This is a genomic window from Actinacidiphila sp. bgisy145, from assembly GCF_057708125.1.
In genome coordinates this window covers 109128-124866 of sequence record NZ_JBYIRL010000029.1, presented here as the reverse complement: position 1 = coordinate 124866, position 15739 = coordinate 109128, and the positions used below count along the sequence as shown (strand labels likewise).

Here is a 15739-nt window from a genome sequence, read left to right as displayed (position 1 = left end):
CTCCCCCCCCCCCCCCCCCCCCCCCCCACCGGTGCTCAGCGGTCCTGCTGCGCCCAGTCGAGGGTGAAGTCGGCGAAGACAATGCCGCCCGTGTCGCCGATCTCGTACAGGTCGGCGACCGCCCCGCCGCCGAGTACGGCGAGCGTCGAGTAGCCCGCGGCACCGGACTTGACGAGTGCCTGGCGGGGCCAGCTCGCCCCGTCGTCGGAGCTGACCCGCACGGTGAGCTCCGAACGGCTGGAGGCGGAGGCGTTGTTGCTCATCACCGCGACCGAGGTCGTCTGCGGCGCGCCGCCCGCACCCACCTGGGTGGGTGCCAGGTACGCGATCTCGTCCGCGTTGCAGCCCGGGTCGACCAGCCCGGAGTTCCAGGCCGGACCGAAGGCGCCGGCCACGTCGGTCGCGCCGGAGGGCGAGGCGTCGCCCGCGGTGGCGTACCAGCGATTGCCGCCGCTGTTGGAGCGGAGGTTCTGCACCACCTTGCCGTCGCCGCGCTGGAGCACCTTGCTCTCGTTGACGCCGGTGGCGGCCGCGGGGCCGGCGTGCCAGGTGGCGCCGTGGTCGTCGGAGTAGATGTCGGCCGCGTGGTCGGCGCCGTCCTGCCGGTAGACGATCGGCTGCACCAGGCGGCCGCTCGCCAACTGGATGCCGTGCCCGGAGGAGGCGAACATCCCCGCCCAGGCCACGTCCTTCACCTGCGGGTTGAGGTCGACCGGGGCACTCCAGGTCGCCCCGCCGTCGGTCGAGGTGATGTAGCGGATGTGCATGGCGGTGGTGTCGGTGGCGGAGTCGGAGCCCGCGGCGGAGCCGTAGTAGCCGACGCCGGGGGCCGGCGAGTAGTTGTCGAACAGGTAGATCGTGCCCTGGCCGCCCGCCGTGCGGTCCACCACCAGGCTCGGGTCGCCGTACCCCTCGCTGGTGGTCGGGGCGTGCAGCACCACCTTCGCCGCGGACCAGGTCGCGCCGCCGTCGGTGCTGCGCCGCATCACCGTCTGGATGTTGTTGTCACCGCCGCCGAGGTCGGCGGAGCTGTCCACCCGCGCGTCGGCCACCGCCAGGATCGTGCCGGTGTTGGTCACGGCCATCGCGGGGATGCGGACCGAGGTCGCCGTGCCGGTGTACGTCTCGTACGTCGAGCCGTCGGACGACAGCCGGTTGAGGCCCTGGATCGCGGTCGAGGTGCTGAAGAGCGTCTGCGCGTTCATCCCCGGGGTGCCGCTGGCCAGTCCGCAGGTGGCGGTGCCGGACTCGGTGCGGCTGAAGCCGCTCGCCGTGGTGGTGGTGAAGGAGTAAGCGGTGCCGCTCGCGACCGTCCACAGCAGCGAGTCGTCCGAGGCGCCGGCCGCGACCGTACGGGTCCAGGCGCTGCCGCTGCGGCCGGGCCAGGCGACGGTGAAGTCCTGGGCGGCGGACGAGTGGTTGACCAGCGTCATCCGCAGGACGTTGCCCGGGCAGTCCAGGCTCACCTGCGCACCCAGCGCCGCGCTGCAGTCGAGGGTGCCGGCCGCGGTGGTGTCCAGGCCCTGCGGGGTGGTGACGTGGAAGGAGTAGGCGGTGCCGCTGGTCCGGGTGAAGTACAGGTCGGTGCGGTCGCCGGCCGCGACCGAGGGCGTCCAGGTGCTGCCGCCGTAGGCCACGGTGAACGTGGTCGCCGCCGCGGTCGGGTTGAGCAGTTCCAGCCTGATCCGGCTGCTGTTGCAGTCCTGACTGGCGACCGCCGCCTGCGTGCCGGTGGCGGCGCTGCCGGGCGCCGCGCTGGCCAGCGGCGCGACGAGCGCGGCCAGTACGGCGACCAGCAGCAGCACCAGCCGCGGCGGCGAGGTCCTCCGGCGCGGGAGGTGGACGCGGGAGGGGTGCGGAGCGTTCGGGGGTCTTCCGGTCACAGGGTGCTCCTCGGGGTGGGGGTGCCGGATCGGCGAACGGGAGGCGGGGGGCGCTGCGCGAGCACCAACTCCCGTCGAACATAAGACGACTGACGAAAGACATCTGATGTCTGTCGTCCGGGACCCTATGAGCGCCCCGCACCCCCGTCAAGAGCCCCGCCGCCCCGCCCGGCGATCCCTTCGGGGCATGCCGACCAGGCGGGGCGGAGCCGGGCCGCCTGGATCACGGGCGGGAGGTGCGGCGCCGGGCCGTGGCCGCCGCCGCACGCTCAGAGCGCGGCGCGGCAGTTCCCGTCGACCGGGAGCACAGCACGGCCCCGGTCACATAGGCGTTGCCGGGCGAGGGCCTCGGCGGCAGCGATCCCGTCGGAGCGGGCGGGGCGGCGCAGCGGGATGCGGCCGCGCTCGACGTCGACGGCGCGGAACCGGTCGGTCCTGCGCGCCGCGTCCACGCACCGCCACGACCCGGGCCACCTGGCGCTTCGCGCCTACGGGCCGGATGTCAGGACACGGGGAACCAGGACGACAGGCGCCCTGCGATGACCGGTATGCCGATGGTGTCCTGCGCGACGTCCTCGACGAACGGGCCGGCGACCGAGACGGGCGGCGGGGCGGTACGGGTGGCGGCCCCGTTGAAGCGCAGGAAGACGCGCATCGCGAGCCAGGCGGTGCGCTTGTTGCCGTCGATCAGCGCGTGGTTGCGCGCGACGGAATGCATCAGCGCCGCCGCCTTCTCGTGCAGTGCGGGATACAGCTCGACGCCGAACGCATCGGTCCGGGGCCGCTCGACCGCCGACACCAGCAGACCCATGTCGCGCACGCTGTGGTCGGTGCCGTTGACCGCGCGGGCGATCGCGAGGACCTCGTCGATCTGGAGGTACCGCACGGCGGTCATTTCAGGTAGTCCAGGATCTCCGCATCGCTGTCCATGACCTCGGCCAGCACGTCGTCGACCTTCAGCTCGGCCCGGTCCAGGGCGTCGCGGATGGCCTCGATGGCGAGCTCCTGCTTGCTGCGGCCCTCCCGGCGGGCCCGCTCGGTGAGCTTCGCGTCCAGGTCGTCGGGGAGCCGCAGTGTCATCGCCATACCGCCATGATACCGGTCTGGTATCAAACGGCCCGGGCCTTCGTCACGCGCTGCGCGGGGCCGGTTCGAGGATGGCCACGCACTCCATGTGGTGGGTGAAGGGGAAGAGGTCGAAGGCGAGCAGGCGGAGCGGGCGGTAGCCCTCCTCGGCGAACCAGGCGAGGTCCCGCGCCAGGGCGGCCGGGTCGCAGGCGACGTAGGCGACGCGGCGGGCACCGAGCGCCGCGATCTGCCGCACGGTGTCGTGGCCGGCCCCGGCCCGCGGGGGGTCGAGGACGACCAGGTCGGCCTCGGTGATGCCGGTACGGGGCAGCACCTGCTCGACCTTGCCCTGCTCGATCCTGACCCGCTCCAGGTCCTGGAGGTTGTGCCGGGCGTCCTCGACCGCGCGCTTGGCGGACTCCACGCCGAGCACCGCGCCGCGCTCGCCGACGCGTTCGGCCAGCGCACCGGCGAAGAGCCCGACCCCGCAGTACAGGTCGAGCGCCATGTCGCCCTTGCGCGGCATCAGCCCCTGCATCACCGCTTCCACCAGCACGTCGGCGGCCTTCGGGTGCACCTGCCAGAAGCCGCCGTCGCCGACCCGCCAGGTGCGGCCGGCGGCCCGCTCGCGGACGAAGGGGCGGCCGTGCACCCGGTGCACGGCGTGGTCGCGCTCGCCGATCCGCTGCACCGACACCGGCCGGTCGAGTTCGACGATCGGCAGCCGGCCGCCGGGCCGCGGCGTGAGCACCACCTGCCGGTCGTTCGAGCCGGTGGCGGCGATCGCCTCGACGGAGGCGATCTGCGGCCAGGTACGGGCCTCGATGCCGAGTTCACTGACGCCGGGCGCCGCGATCAGGCAGTGGTCGATCACCTCGACGTCGTGCGAGCGGTGGCGGCGCAGTCCGGCCCGGCCCTCGGGGTCGATCGCGTACTGCACGCGCGTGCGCCAGGCGGGCACCGGGGACGCGCCGGCGTCCAGCTCGGCCTGGCTCACCTTGTCCCCGGGCGCGGGCGCCACGGTGCCGTCCCAGCCCGCCTCCTGGGGTGTCAGCCCGGCCAGCCGGGCGAGCTGCTCGGTGAGCACCGCGGCCTTCAGCCGGCGCTGGGCGCCTGGCGTGGCGTGCTGCCAGTCGCAGCCGCCGCAGCGGCCCGGCCCGGAGAAGGGGCAGGGCGGCTCGACCCGGTCCTTGGCCGGCTGGAGCACGGTCACGGCGTCGGCGCGCAGGAAGCGGGCGTCGCGGTCGCCCTCGGTGACGCGGGCGACGACCCGCTCGCCGGGCAGCGTGTGCCGGACGAAGAGCACCTGCCCGGCCTCGGTACGGGCCACGCAGTGGCCGCCGTGCGCGACCGGCCCGACCTCGACCTCGAACTCGTGGCCGACCAGCGAGGGGACGGAATCGGTCTGCATGGCGGCGCTGCTCCTGGGGTGGACGGCGGGGCGGATCACGGGCCGGACGGCGACCGCCCAGTCTACGTGCGTGCGCGGCCGCGCCCGACCGCCCGCGCCCCGGCCCCCGGGGGGCGCGTTCCAGTCCCTCCGGCGGCCCTCCGAGCCCCTCCGGCCCCCCTCTACGGCGCCCCGGCCCCCGGTGTCGTGTGCTCGCGCTGGTCGGAGCGCGGCGGTCCGACCGGCCCGCGGCGGATCGACCCGGGCGCGCTCCAGTCCGCGCGGCGGCGGGCCCGTACCCGGGCCGCCTCGGAGGAGTCCAGCTGCCAGGGCACCGAGGTGACCATCACACCGGGGCTGAACAGCAGTCGCCCCTTGAGCCGCAGCGCGCTCTGGTTGTGCAGCAGGTGCTCGTACCAGTGGCCGACGACGTACTCGGGGATGTACACGCTGACCACGTCGCGCGGGCTGTCGCGGCGCAGGCCCTTGACGTAGTCGATGATCGGCCGGGTGATCTCGCGGTAGGGCGAGTCGAGGATCTTCAGCGGCACGTCGATGCCGCGGCTCTGCCACTCGGCCTGGAGCGCCTTGGTGTCCTCCGGGTCGACGTTGATGCTCAGCGCCTCCAGGCTGTCGGAGCGCATCAGCTTGGCGTACGACAGGGCGCGCAGGGTGGGCTTGTGCAGCTTGGAGACCAGCACGATGGAGTGCACCCGGGAGGGGCGGACGTAGTCGTCGCCAGGCTCTTCCTCAGCGGCGATCTCCTCCGCGACGCGGGTGTAGTGGCGGCGGATGGCGGTCATGGTGGCGTAGAAGACCACCATGCCGAGCACCGCGACCCAGGCGCCGTGGGTGAACTTGGTCAGCAGCACGATCACCAGCACCAGGCCGGTCAGGAAGGCGCCGAAGGTGTTGATCGCGCGGGAGCGGTGCATGTGGCGCCGCTTGGCCGGGTCGGTCTCGGTGCGCAGGTGCCGGTTCCAGTGCCGGACCATGCCGGTCTGGCTGAGCGTGAAGGAGACGAACACGCCGACGATGTAGAGCTGGATCAGCCGGGTGGAGTTCGCACCGTAGATGTAGACCAGCACCGCGGCGAAGCCGGCCAGCAGCACGATGCCGTTGGAGAAGGCGAGCCGGTCGCCGCGGGTGTGCAGTTGCCGGGGCAGGTAGCGGTCCTGGGCGAGGATCGAGCCGAGCACCGGGAAGCCGTTGTAGGCGGTGTTCGCGGCCAGGAAGAGCACCAGCGCGGTGACCGCGGCCAGGAAGACGAAGGGGATCGAGTTGTGTCCGAAGACCGCCCCGGCGACCTGGGCGATCACCGGGTCCTGGGTGTAGCCGGTGCCGATCGGCTTGCCGTGGCTGAGCAGGTCGGTGGCCGGGTTCTCGGCCATCCGCACGTGGGTGTTCATCGCCAGCGCGATGATCCCGCAGAACATGGTGACCGCGAGCAGGCCCATGGCGGCCAGCGTGGTGGCGGCGTTCTTCGACTTGGGCTTGCGGAACGCCGGCACGCCGTTGCTGATCGCCTCGACGCCGGTGAGCGCGGCGCACCCGGAGGAGAAGGCGCGCAGCAGCAGGAAGATCAGCGCGAAGCCGCCGAGCCCTGGGGACTCGGCGTGGATCGTGTAGTGCGCGCTGGGCGCGCTCATGTCATGCCCGGTGGCGATCTTGACGATGCCCCACGCGATCATGCAGAACACGCCGAAGACGAAGGCGTAGGTCGGGATGGCGAAGATCGAGCCGGACTCCCGCACCCCGCGCAGGTTCATCAGCATCAGCACCACGATCATGCCGACCGCGCCGAGCACCTTGTGCGTGACGAAGAACGGGACCGCGGAGCCGAGGTTCTCGATCCCGGAGGCGACCGACACCGCGACGGTGAGCACGTAGTCGACCATCAGCGCGCTGGCGACGGTCAGTCCCGCCTTCGGGCCCAGGTTGGTGGTGGCGACCTCGTAGTCGCCACCCCCGGAGGGGTAGGCGTGGACGTTCTGCCGGTAGGACGCGACCACCGTGAACATCAGTACGACCACCGCGACCGCGATCCACGGGCTGAAGTGGTAGGCGGAGACGCCGGCGATCGAGAGGACGAGGAGCACCTCGCCGGGCGCATAGGCGACCGAGGAGAGCGGGTCGGAGGCGAAGACGGGGAGCGCGAGCCGCTTGGGCAGCAGCGTCTCGCCCAGCCTGTCGCTGCGCAACGCCCGGCCGATCAGAATCCGTTTCGGCAGGTCGGTCAGTTTGGACACCCCGCGATGTTAAGGGATGTCCCCGGCCCCCGTGCCTCCGAGTGCCGCACCGAGTGTGAAGAACCTGCGTCCGGCGCCCGCACGGAACTTCTGCGGGCCCGCGGCCCTGTGTAGCTTTGGGCGCGGTCCGAGACTTCGAGGCACGGTCTGAGAGTCTTGGACCAAATTGTGTTGGCAGCCGGAAGGACGGTCGTGCACGTCGTGATTATGGGATGCGGGCGAGTGGGTTCCGCTCTCGCGCACTCCCTCGAACAGCATGGTCATACGGTCGCGGTGGTCGACCAGGACCCGACGGCTTTCCGCCGCCTGGGGTCCGGGTTCGGCGGGCGCCGGGTGACCGGAGTCGGGTTCGACCAGGACACGCTGCGCGAGGCCGGTATCGAGGAAGCGGGCGCCTTCGCGGCCGTGAGCAGCGGCGACAACTCCAACATCATCGCGGCCCGGGTGGCCCGCGAGATGTTCGGCATCGAGAACGTGGCGGCCCGGATCTACGACCCCAAGCGCGCCGAGGTCTACCAGCGCCTGGGCATCCCGACCGTCGCCACGGTGCGCTGGACCGCCGACCAGATGCTGCGCCGGCTGCTCCCGTCGGGCGCGGAGCCGCTGTGGCGCGACCCCAGCGGCGGGGTGCAGCTCGCCGAGGTGCACACCTCCACCGCGTGGATCGGCCACAAGGTGAGCCGGCTCCAGGAGGAGACCGGGGTCCGTGTGGCCTTCATCACGCGCCTCGGCGAGGCCATGCTGCCGACCTCCGAGACGGTGCTCCAGGAGGGCGACCTCGTGCACGTCATGATGCGCACCGACGGAGTGGCCGCGGTGGAGGCGGCGTTCGCCGCGGGACCCGAGGGAGAGCAGTCATGAGGGTCGCCATCGCGGGAGCCGGTGCGGTCGGCCGCTCCATCGCCGGGGAGCTGCTGGAGAACGGCCACGAAGTGCTGCTGGTCGACAAGAACCCGACGTCGATCTCCGTGGAGCGGGTGCCGCAAGCGGAGTGGCTGCTCGCCGACGCCTGCGAGATCACCTCGCTGGACGAGGCCGCGCTCCAGCGCTGCAACGTGGTGATCGCCGCCACCGGCGACGACAAGGTCAACCTGGTCGTCTCGCTGCTGGCCAAGACCGAGTACGGCGTGCCGCGGGTGGTCGCGCGCGTCAACAACCCCAAGAACGAGTGGCTGTTCAACGAGTCCTGGGGGGTGGATGTCGCCGTGTCCACGCCGCGCCTGATGTCGGCGCTGGTCGAGGAGGCGGTGAGCGTCGGCGACCTGGTCCGGCTGCTGCGATTCAGCCAGGGTGACGCGAACCTCGTGGAGTTGACGCTGCCGGAGGAGGCCGCGCTGGTCGGCACCCGGGTCGGTGACGTGGAGTGGCCGACCGACACCTCGCTGGTGACGATCATCCGCGGCAACCGGGTGCTCACCCCCGCCAGGGACGACGCCCTGGAGGCGGGCGACGAGCTGCTGTTCGTCGCCGCACCGCACCGCGAGGAGCAGCTGGAGGACCTGCTGTCGGTCCAGGACGCCGACAAGGAGTAGCGCCCGGCCCGAGGGGGCGCCGGGCGCGCGGTCAGGACGACGCGGACGCCTGGCGCTCCTTCTCGGCCTTCTCCGCCTTCTCGGCCGCCTCCATCTCCGCGATCACGTCGATCGGCGGCGGCGCCTTCACCAGGAAGATCCAGGTGAGGTAGACCGACAGCAGGAACGGCGGGATGCCCAGCGCCACCTTGACCCAGCCGAGCTGGGTGGCGTTGCCCCACCAGTACAGCGGGAAGAGGATCGCGGACTTCGCGAGCAGGATCAGCCCCCACGCCCAGCTCGCCTTGGTGTAGGCGCGCAGCCGGCCCGGGTTGCGGGTGCGCCAGGAGAGGTTCTCCTTGAAGATCGGCCCGAGGATCAGGCCGAGGAGCGGCACCTTGGCGGCGGCGGTGACGATGTAGGCGACGGCGAGGCCGAGCGTGTAGAGCATGCCCGGCAGGTAGAAGTTCTTCGCGTTGCCCGACATCATCGCGAAGACCGCGCCGAAGGCGACCCCGAACACCCCGCTGAAGGCGTGCTTGAGGGTGTCGCGCCGCAGCAGCCGGGCGGCGCCCATCACGACGGACAGCGCGAGCGAGGCGACGGCGGAGATCTTGATGTCGTGGTCGACCGTGTAGATCGCCACGAAGACCAGCCCGGGCACGGTGGTCTCCACCATGCCGCGCACGCCGCCGAACGCCTCGAAGAGCGCCGCCTCGGTGACCGCGCGGGCCGCCTCGTCGGTGCCCGGCGGCTGGTCGGCGCCCACCGTCTGGTCCGTGTTGTCGATCGACGTCACCTGGTTCACTCCTGTCCGACCGGACGCAGTTCGTACTTGGGGTTGAACAGCACCGGACGGCCCCGGTTCATCGAGATCCGTCCGGACGCGATGATCATGCGTCCGGGTTCTATGCCGACGATGCTGCGGCGCCCCAGCCACACCACGTCGAGTGCGGCCGAACCGTCGAACAGCTCGGCTTCCAGTGCGGGCACGCCGGCCCGGGGACGGAGCGTGACCGTACGCAGCGTACCGGTCACCGACACGATCTGCCGGTCCGAGCAGTCGGAGATCCGCGTGCAGCCGACCTCGAGGGCCTGCTGCCGCAGTTCCTCGGAGTGCAGTTCCTCCTGCGAGGAGGACAGCCGGTCGAGCATGCGGCGAAAGCGGCCCGCGGGCCGATCGGGACGGATGCCACCACTCATGCCGCCAAGGGTACCGGGATGTCCGCGCGGGACCAGAGCCCGGAACCCGCCTGCGTACGGCCGGGGCCGGGGCCGGGCACCGCGGCTACGGCTTCCCCGTCCCCGCGCCCGGGGCGGCGTCCGTGCCCTCGTCGGCATCCGCGCCCGGGGCGGTCTCCTGACCGGCGTCGACGATCCGCCCGTCGCGCAGTTCCAGCACCCGGTCGGCCAGCGCCAGCAGCTGCGTGTCGTGCGTGGCGACCAGCGCGGTCACGCCCTCGCTGCGGACCACCGCGCGCAGCAGCTCCATCACCGCGAGCCCGGTGTCCGCGTCGAGCTGGCCGGTGGGTTCGTCGGCGATCAGCAGCACCGGGCGGTTGGCGAGGGCGCGGGCGATCGCCACGCGCTGCTGCTGGCCGCCGGACAGCTCCCCCGGCCGCTGCGCGGCGTGCTCGGCCAGCCCCACCAGGCCCAGCAGCAGCGCGACCCGCTCCTCGCGCTCGCGGGCCGGGGTCCTGCGCAGCCGCATCGGCACCCCGACGTTCTCGGCCGCGGTCAGGATCGGGATCAGCCCGAAGGACTGGAAGACGAAGCCGATCCGGTCGCGGCGCAGCGCCAACAGCTCGTCGTCGCCGAGCCCGGCCAGGTCCGTGCCGTCGACGGTGATCCGCCCGCCGTCGGGGGTGTCCAGGCCGCCGACCAGGTTGAGGATCGTGGTCTTGCCGGACCCGGAACGGCCCTTGAGCGCGACCAGTTCACCGCGCGGCACCCGGAAGGACACCCCGCGCAGCGCCGCCACCGCGGTGTCGCCCGAGCCGTAGGTGCGGCGCAGGTCCTCGACGACGACCATGTCGCCGTCGGCCGCCGCCGGCTCCGCCACGGCGACGGCGGACCCCGTCGCGGCTGCTGCCGCCCGGTCGCGGTCGGTGGACTGCTCGCTCATCGGTGCTCCTCCCCCGGTGCCGGCCCGCCCCCTGGTCGCGCCGCGCCACGCTGTGCCGGCAGCCCCCGGCCGCCGCGTATCCCGTACCGTACGCTGCGGTCGGGCCGAATCCAGCCGGGCGGCCGATAACGATCCCGAAGGGTCCGCGGAAACGACGCACCCGGCTGCCGTACGCGACGGCGGCCGGGTGCGCGGGGCTGAGCGCGGCGGTTCAGTGCAGCTCGGTGATCTCCGGACCGCGCCGCATCGGGTCGATGCCGTCGCCGAACTTCGACGGCTCGCCCTGCTCGGCCGCGGCGCCGTCGGGCACCATCTGCGCGTCGTTGGGGAGTTTGAGCACGATCGGGTCGCGGGGCGCCATCGGGGCCTCGCCGCGCAGCACGACGGTGTCGCGGAAGACCGACTCCAGCACGCCCGCCGCGGCCGGCTGCACCGCGCCCTGGCCGGAGATGACACCGCGCAGGAACCAGCGCGGGCCGTCGCAGCCGACGAAGCGCACGAGCTGCACCCCGTTGGTGCCGTCGGGCAGCTGGACCGGCACCTGCGCGCGCAGCTCCCAGCCGAGCGGACCTTCGACCTCGTCGACGACGCCGCCCTGCTGGGTGATGCCCGAGGCGATCTCCTCGCGCACCTCGCCCCAGATGCCCTCGGACTTCGGGGCGGCGAACGCCTGGAGCTGGACGGCGCTGTCGCGCAGGACCACGGTCGCGGCGACGATGGACTCGCCGGCCACCTCGACCCGCAGTTCCATGCCCTCGACGCCGGGCACGAACAGGCCGCCGAGGTCGACCCGGCCCTCGCCGGGCTCCTGGACCTCGCTGATGTCCCAGGGGCCGTCGGGCCGCGGGGCGGGCGGGAGGTTGTACCCGGGCGACTCCTCGGAGTCGTCCGGCTCCGCGGCGTCCTCGGCCGAGTCCTCCGGGCCCTCGGCCTCGTCGAGCTCGTCGATGGCGTCTTCGCGCTCCTTGCGACGACGGAACACGGTCACTGTCCTTCCCGGTCGCTGCCGACCGATGCGTATCCGTTGCTGGACGTGCCCGCCGACGGTGTCTGCACCGCGGCGTGACCCCCCGTGGAGCCGAAGCCCCCCGCGGCCCTGGCAGATCCCGGCAGTTCCGCGACCTCGTGGAAGCGGACCCGTTCGACCTGCTGGACGACCAGTTGGGCGATCCGGTCGCCCGGCTGGAACCTGACGGTCTCGCGCGGGTCGAGATTGACCACGATCACCTTGATCTCCCCACGGTACCCGGCATCGACCGTTCCCGGGGCATTCACCATCGCGACCCCGCAGCGCGCGGCGAGGCCCGAGCGGGGGTGGACGAAGGCCGCGTAGCCGTCCGGCAGTGCGAGGGAGATGCCGGTGGGCAGCACCGCCCGCTCGCCGGGCGCGAGTTCGGCGGCCTCGGTGGTGATCAGGTCGGCGCCGGCGTCTCCGGGGTGCGCGTAGGCGGGGACTGGCACCGACGGGTCGAGCCGGCGCAGCAGCACGTCGACGGGCGGCTTGCTCATGGGTTCACCTCGAAGGCGCGGGCGACCTTGACCTGGTCGGGGTCGGACAGTGCGGCCTGGATCTCGTCGGGGCGGCCGTTGCTGGTGAAGTGGTCGATCTTGACCTCGACGAAGAGCGCGTCGGCGCGGACGGCGACCGGGCCGTCGGGCCCGCCGATCCGGCCGACGGCACTGCTGTAGATCTTGCGGCCGTCCACCGCGGTGCAGCGCGCGGACAGGTGCAGCGTCGCGCCGACCGGGACCGGCCGGACGAAGTCCGACTCCAGCCGCCCGGTCACCGCGATGACCCGGAGTATCCAGCTCAGCGAGCCGAGCGTCTCGTCCAGCGCGGTGGCGAGCACCCCGCCGTGCGCGAGGCCGGGCGCGCCCTGGTGGGCGGGCTGGACGGTGAACTCCGCGGTGACGCTGACGCCTTCGCCGGCCCTGGCCGCCAGGTGCAGCCCGTACGGCTGGCTTTCACCGCAGCCGAAGCAGTGCTCGTAGTGCGCGCCGAGCAGTTCGCCGGGCGCGGGCGCCTCGGGGTGGCGTACGGGCGCGACGGCGCCGGGGGGCGGCACCAGACTCGATCGGCCCGGGTTGGGGGGTGTTGTGGCTGCACTCACGCCGCAGACCTTATCGCGCGAAGGTGTGAGCGCCCCCGGTTCGCTGCGACCCCGCCTCGCCCGTACCCGGGCCCGCGTCCGCGGGCGGGCGTGGGACGCTTGTGCCATGTCCGTTTCGCAGCCTTACGACGAACGCCTCACCGTGCCGCGCTCCTGGTGGTTCATGGCCGTCGGCGCCGGGGTCGGCCTGGCGCTGGTGTTCTTCCCCTTCGGTGTGCTCGCGATGCTCGGCGGGTTGGTGGTGGGCGGCGCGCTGGCGATGATGACGGTCAGCTCGTACGGGTCCGCGCGCATCCGCGTGGTGGCCGGGTCGCTGGTCGCCGGCAAGGCCCGCATCCCGCTGGAGGCGCTGGGCGACGCGCTGGTGCTCGACCCGGCGGAGGCGGTGGCCTGGCGGTCGTACAAGGCGGACCCGCGGGCGTTCATGCTGCTGCGGTCGTACGTGCCGACGGCGGTGAAGGTCGAGGTGACCGATCCGGCGGACCCGACGCCGTACGTCTACTTGTCGACACGTTCGCCGAAGCGGCTCGCGGAGGCGCTGAACAGCCTCAGGACGGCCGGGCGGGCGGTCTAGGCGAGCGGGGCTCGCGGGCGGGCGCCGAGGGGCTCACAGGGCCCTGTGGCGCGCTCGCCGGGGGCGGTCTAGCCGCCGGTGCCGGTGGGCGCGGAGGCGTCCGTGAGCGGCGGCCACGGAAGCTGGTGCGCGCGCAGGTCCTTGCGGACCCGGTGGGCGAGTTTGCGGGTGTCGCGCCGGTTCATCACCGCGCCGACGGCGGCGCCGATCATGAACGGGGTCAGGGCGGGCATGTGCCGCAGGCTGCGGCGCATCAGCCGCTGGCGCATCTCGCGCTTCATGCCGCTGCCGAGGGCCACGTTGAGGGTCGAGGGCCGCAGCGCGTCGATACCGCGCTGCTCGGTCCACGACCACAGGTACGCGGTGGCCCGCTGGCGGACGGTGCCGGGCGCGCGCAGGCCGTAGACCTCGTGCAGCTCGGCGATGAGCTTGTACTCCACGGCGGCCACGCCCAGGGTCTCGGTGGCCAGTTCGGTCGGCATGGCGGGCGGCACCGGCAGCATGGCGGCAGCGCCCACACCGGCGCCCACCGTCATGGTGCCCTTCACCGCGGCCGCGATCAGCCGGTCGGCGATCTCGTCCGGGCCCAGCCCGGGGAACTGGGCGCGCAGGGTGGCCAGTTCGCGCACCGGGATGCGCGGAGCGGTCTCGATGAGCCGCTCGGCGACCGACGTCATCCCGGCCCTGGCCAGCCGGCCGCTCGCGCGTGCTCCACCGCCGACGCCCCGTGTGACCCCGCGGGCGGTCGCGGCCGCGAGCGAGGCCGCACGGCCCCGCTCGACGTTCCCTCTCTTCTCCTCCGGTGTGCCGGTCACGGCGCCGACCGGTCAGGCCGCGCAGTCGCGGCAGATGGGGTTGCCGTTCTTCTCCGCGGCGAGCTGGCTCCGGTGGTGCACCAGGAAGCAGCTCATGCAGGTGAACTCGTCGGCCTGCCGGGGCAGCACGCGGACCGACAGCTCCTCGTTGGAGAGGTCGGCGCCGGGCAGCTCCAGGGACTCGGCCTGGTCGAACTCGTCGACGTCGACCGCGGAGGTCGACTTCTCGTTCCGCCGGGCCTTCAGCTCCTCGATGCTGTCCTCATTGACGTCATCGTCGGTCTTGCGTGGGGTGTCGTAATCCGTAGCCATTTCGCTCTCCCCCTGTGGGTGTCTGTGGTGTCTCCAGCGCACGTAACGCGCGGGAGGCCGGACTTGTGCCCGACCCGAGGCGGAGATTTTGCCTCACATCAAGGCTCGTTACTCAATCGACACCCAATGACGCCCCCGAAGAGGTGATCACCGAGGTGGCCGATCATGGTCCGCGGCGGCCTGAAAGCCCTCCGCCAGGGATGCCTCTCCGTGTACTTCCCGTGATCATGACCTGCGGAAACATGGAATTTGCCGCCGTTTCTCCCAGATCTGTGCTCACCGAGCGTACACACTGTAAGAGATCCGTGTGCAATCGATCACAGGTGCGGCACGGCCGCGCCAGAAGTGTCGATTACTCGCAAAGCGAACAGCGTCCCGGCCGGCCCGGCGTGGCGCTGCCCGCCCGGGCGTGACGCGCTTCACAGCTCACATCGGGATCGCGACCCGCATGACCAGGCCGCCTCCCTCACGCGGCTCGGCGGCGATCACCCCGCCGTGGGCTCTGGCGACCGAGCGGACGATGGACAGCCCCAGCCCGACGCCCTTGTCGCTGCCGGTGCGCTCGGTGCGCAGCCGTCGGAAGGGCTCGAACATGTTGTCCACCTCGTACGCGGGCACCACCGGTCCGGTGTTCGCCACCACCAGCAGCGCCTGGCCGTGCTCCGCGCTGGTGGTCACATCGACCCAGCCGCCCTCGGGCACGTTGTAGCGCACGGCGTTCTGCACCAGGTTCAGCGCGATCCGCTCCAGCAGCACGCCGTTGCCCTGCACGACCGCGGGAGCCAGCGACTCGCGCAGCGCCACGCCCTTGTCCGCGGCCTCCCCGCGGCTTTGCTCCAGCGCTCTGGAGGCCGCCTCGGCCAGGTCGACGGGCTTGCGGTCCACGATCTCGTTCTCGCTGCGGGCCAGCAGCAGCAGTCCCTCGACCAGCTGCTCGCTGCGCTCGTTGGTGGCCAGCAGCGTCTTGCCCAGCTGCTGGAGGTCCGGCGAGGCGTTCGGGTCGGCGAGCTGCACCTCCAGCAGGGTGCGGTTGATCGCCAGCGGGGTGCGCAGCTCGTGCGAGGCGTTGGCGACGAAGCGGCGCTGGGCGGTGAAGGAGCGCTCCAGCCGGTCCAGCATGCCGTCGAAGGTGTCGGCCAGCTCCTTCAGCTCGTCGTCCGGGCCGTCCAGCTCGATGCGGCGCTTGAGGTCGGAGCCGACCACGCCGCGCGCGGTGCGGGTGATCCGGCCGAGCGGCGCCAGCACCCGGCCGGCCATCACGTAGCCGAAGGCGAAGGCGACCACGGCCAGGCCGATCAGGGCCAGCAGCGACCGCTTGAGCAGGGTGCCCAGCGCCTCGTCGCGCTGGTGCTGCATACAGGCGTTGATCGCGTTGATCACCTGGTCGTTGGTGGTCTGCGGGGTGACCTGCACGCAGCTGCCCGCGACCGAGCGGATCTGGATGCCGGCGATCTCGAACGGCAGCTCGGCGCCCTTGTGGATCGCCTGCGCCGCCAGCAGGTAGATGATCCACAGCAGCACGACGCCGGCGATCAGGAACATCCCCCCGTACAGCACGGTGAGGCGTATCCGGATCGTGGGCCGCAGCCAGGGCGGCCGGTTCTCGGCGGGCGCGGGGTCCCAGGTCGGGCGCGGCGGCGCGGACGGCCGGGTCGGCGTCGGCCCCACGGGGCCCGGGGAGGAGGGGTGGGCCATGGCGGA

The 15739-nt window shown here is 72.6% G+C and carries 16 protein-coding genes and 1 pseudogene; 3 read left to right on the top strand and 14 right to left on the bottom strand.

Translation table 11 applies throughout. The annotated features are described in order from the left end of the window. Positions 1-35: 35 nt before the first annotated feature. The 5 genes from AC3ERT_RS25100 to AC3ERT_RS25080 all read right to left on the bottom strand — a co-directional run bounded on the left by AC3ERT_RS25100 (position 36) and on the right by AC3ERT_RS25080 (position 6590). Positions 36-1883, bottom strand: coding sequence for a sialidase family protein (locus AC3ERT_RS25100; RefSeq protein WP_435130133.1), 1848 nt, complete (start codon positions 1881-1883; stop codon positions 36-38). A 502-nt stretch (positions 1884-2385) separates the two neighbouring features. Beyond that, on the bottom strand, positions 2386-2778 hold the full coding sequence (locus tag AC3ERT_RS25095; protein ID WP_435176921.1) for a type II toxin-antitoxin system death-on-curing family toxin: 393 nt from the start codon (positions 2776-2778) through the stop codon (positions 2386-2388). Continuing rightward, entirely contained in the window at positions 2775-2969 is a 195-nt protein-coding gene (locus AC3ERT_RS25090; RefSeq protein WP_435176919.1) for a ribbon-helix-helix protein, CopG family, read from the bottom strand. The genes AC3ERT_RS25095 and AC3ERT_RS25090 overlap by 4 nt, the downstream gene beginning before the upstream one ends. A gap of 43 nt (positions 2970-3012) precedes the next feature. Continuing rightward, positions 3013-4362 (bottom strand): class I SAM-dependent RNA methyltransferase, encoded by a 1350-nt coding sequence (locus AC3ERT_RS25085; protein WP_435130139.1) that lies wholly within the window; start codon positions 4360-4362, stop codon positions 3013-3015. 161 nt (positions 4363-4523) lie between these two features. Continuing rightward, positions 4524-6590: an APC family permease gene (locus AC3ERT_RS25080; protein ID WP_335979026.1), complete on the bottom strand. Its 2067-nt coding sequence runs from the start codon at positions 6588-6590 to the stop codon at positions 4524-4526. Between the two features lie 192 nt (positions 6591-6782). On the opposite strand from AC3ERT_RS25080, the gene AC3ERT_RS25075 reads away from it, so the two are divergent. Beyond that, on the top strand, positions 6783-7451 hold the full coding sequence (locus AC3ERT_RS25075; protein WP_335979024.1) for a potassium channel family protein: 669 nt from the start codon (positions 6783-6785) through the stop codon (positions 7449-7451). Then, positions 7448-8122 (top strand): potassium channel family protein, encoded by a 675-nt coding sequence (locus tag AC3ERT_RS25070; protein ID WP_335979022.1) that lies wholly within the window; start codon positions 7448-7450, stop codon positions 8120-8122. Before AC3ERT_RS25075 ends, AC3ERT_RS25070 begins: the two co-directional genes overlap by 4 nt. A gap of 31 nt (positions 8123-8153) precedes the next feature. On the opposite strand, the gene AC3ERT_RS25065 is transcribed toward AC3ERT_RS25070, so the two are convergent. The 6 genes and pseudogenes from AC3ERT_RS25065 to AC3ERT_RS25040 all read right to left on the bottom strand — a co-directional run bounded on the left by AC3ERT_RS25065 (position 8154) and on the right by AC3ERT_RS25040 (position 12337). Further along, positions 8154-8900: a DUF3159 domain-containing protein gene (locus tag AC3ERT_RS25065; RefSeq protein ID WP_435130144.1), complete on the bottom strand. Its 747-nt coding sequence runs from the start codon at positions 8898-8900 to the stop codon at positions 8154-8156. A gap of 5 nt (positions 8901-8905) precedes the next feature. Next, positions 8906-9304, bottom strand: coding sequence for an OB-fold nucleic acid binding domain-containing protein (locus tag AC3ERT_RS25060; RefSeq protein ID WP_335979021.1), 399 nt, complete (start codon positions 9302-9304; stop codon positions 8906-8908). A 166-nt stretch (positions 9305-9470) separates the two neighbouring features. After that, positions 9471-10226 (bottom strand): annotated as a pseudogene (locus AC3ERT_RS25055) (ABC transporter ATP-binding protein); the annotation flags it as partial. 211 nt (positions 10227-10437) lie between these two features. After that, positions 10438-11208 (bottom strand): DUF3710 domain-containing protein, encoded by a 771-nt coding sequence (locus tag AC3ERT_RS25050; protein ID WP_335979019.1) that lies wholly within the window; start codon positions 11206-11208, stop codon positions 10438-10440. Positions 11209-11210: 2 nt separating this feature from the next. Beyond that, positions 11211-11735 (bottom strand): dUTP diphosphatase, encoded by a 525-nt coding sequence (gene dut / locus AC3ERT_RS25045; protein WP_335979016.1) that lies wholly within the window; start codon positions 11733-11735, stop codon positions 11211-11213. Then, the gene (locus tag AC3ERT_RS25040) at positions 11732-12337 is read right to left on the bottom strand and encodes a PaaI family thioesterase (RefSeq protein ID WP_335979014.1); all 606 of its coding nucleotides are present in this window, start codon (positions 12335-12337) and stop codon (positions 11732-11734) included. Before AC3ERT_RS25040 ends, dut begins: the two co-directional genes overlap by 4 nt. Positions 12338-12443: 106 nt before the next feature. On the opposite strand from AC3ERT_RS25040, the gene AC3ERT_RS25035 reads away from it, so the two are divergent. Beyond that, positions 12444-12911: a DUF3093 domain-containing protein gene (locus tag AC3ERT_RS25035; protein WP_335979011.1), complete on the top strand. Its 468-nt coding sequence runs from the start codon at positions 12444-12446 to the stop codon at positions 12909-12911. 68 nt (positions 12912-12979) lie between these two features. On the opposite strand, the gene AC3ERT_RS25030 is transcribed toward AC3ERT_RS25035, so the two are convergent. The 3 genes from AC3ERT_RS25030 to AC3ERT_RS25020 all read right to left on the bottom strand — a co-directional run bounded on the left by AC3ERT_RS25030 (position 12980) and on the right by AC3ERT_RS25020 (position 15733). Then, positions 12980-13726, bottom strand: coding sequence for a hypothetical protein (locus AC3ERT_RS25030; RefSeq protein ID WP_435176917.1), 747 nt, complete (start codon positions 13724-13726; stop codon positions 12980-12982). A gap of 12 nt (positions 13727-13738) precedes the next feature. Beyond that, positions 13739-14038, bottom strand: a complete 300-nt coding sequence (locus AC3ERT_RS25025) for a DUF4193 domain-containing protein (protein WP_103884889.1) — start codon at positions 14036-14038, stop codon at positions 13739-13741. Between the two features lie 426 nt (positions 14039-14464). Next, positions 14465-15733 (bottom strand): sensor histidine kinase, encoded by a 1269-nt coding sequence (locus tag AC3ERT_RS25020; protein ID WP_435130151.1) that lies wholly within the window; start codon positions 15731-15733, stop codon positions 14465-14467. Positions 15734-15739: the final 6 nt, after the last annotated feature.

Coding starts and splice junctions, on each gene's coding strand:
- AC3ERT_RS25095 (WP_435176921.1), bottom strand. CDS start 2,778: ATGACCGCCGTGCGGTACCTCCAGATCGACGAGGTCCTCGCGATCGCC.
- AC3ERT_RS25090 (WP_435176919.1), bottom strand. CDS start 2,969: ATGGCGATGACACTGCGGCTCCCCGACGACCTGGACGCGAAGCTCACC.
- AC3ERT_RS25085 (WP_435130139.1), bottom strand. CDS start 4,362: ATGCAGACCGATTCCGTCCCCTCGCTGGTCGGCCACGAGTTCGAGGTC.
- AC3ERT_RS25070 (WP_335979022.1), top strand. CDS start 7,448: ATGAGGGTCGCCATCGCGGGAGCCGGTGCGGTCGGCCGCTCCATCGCC.
- AC3ERT_RS25060 (WP_335979021.1), bottom strand. CDS start 9,304: ATGAGTGGTGGCATCCGTCCCGATCGGCCCGCGGGCCGCTTTCGCCGC.
- dut (WP_335979016.1), bottom strand. CDS start 11,735: ATGAGCAAGCCGCCCGTCGACGTGCTGCTGCGCCGGCTCGACCCGTCG.
- AC3ERT_RS25035 (WP_335979011.1), top strand. CDS start 12,444: ATGTCCGTTTCGCAGCCTTACGACGAACGCCTCACCGTGCCGCGCTCC.
- AC3ERT_RS25025 (WP_103884889.1), bottom strand. CDS start 14,038: ATGGCTACGGATTACGACACCCCACGCAAGACCGACGATGACGTCAAT.
- AC3ERT_RS25020 (WP_435130151.1), bottom strand. CDS start 15,733: ATGGCCCACCCCTCCTCCCCGGGCCCCGTGGGGCCGACGCCGACCCGG.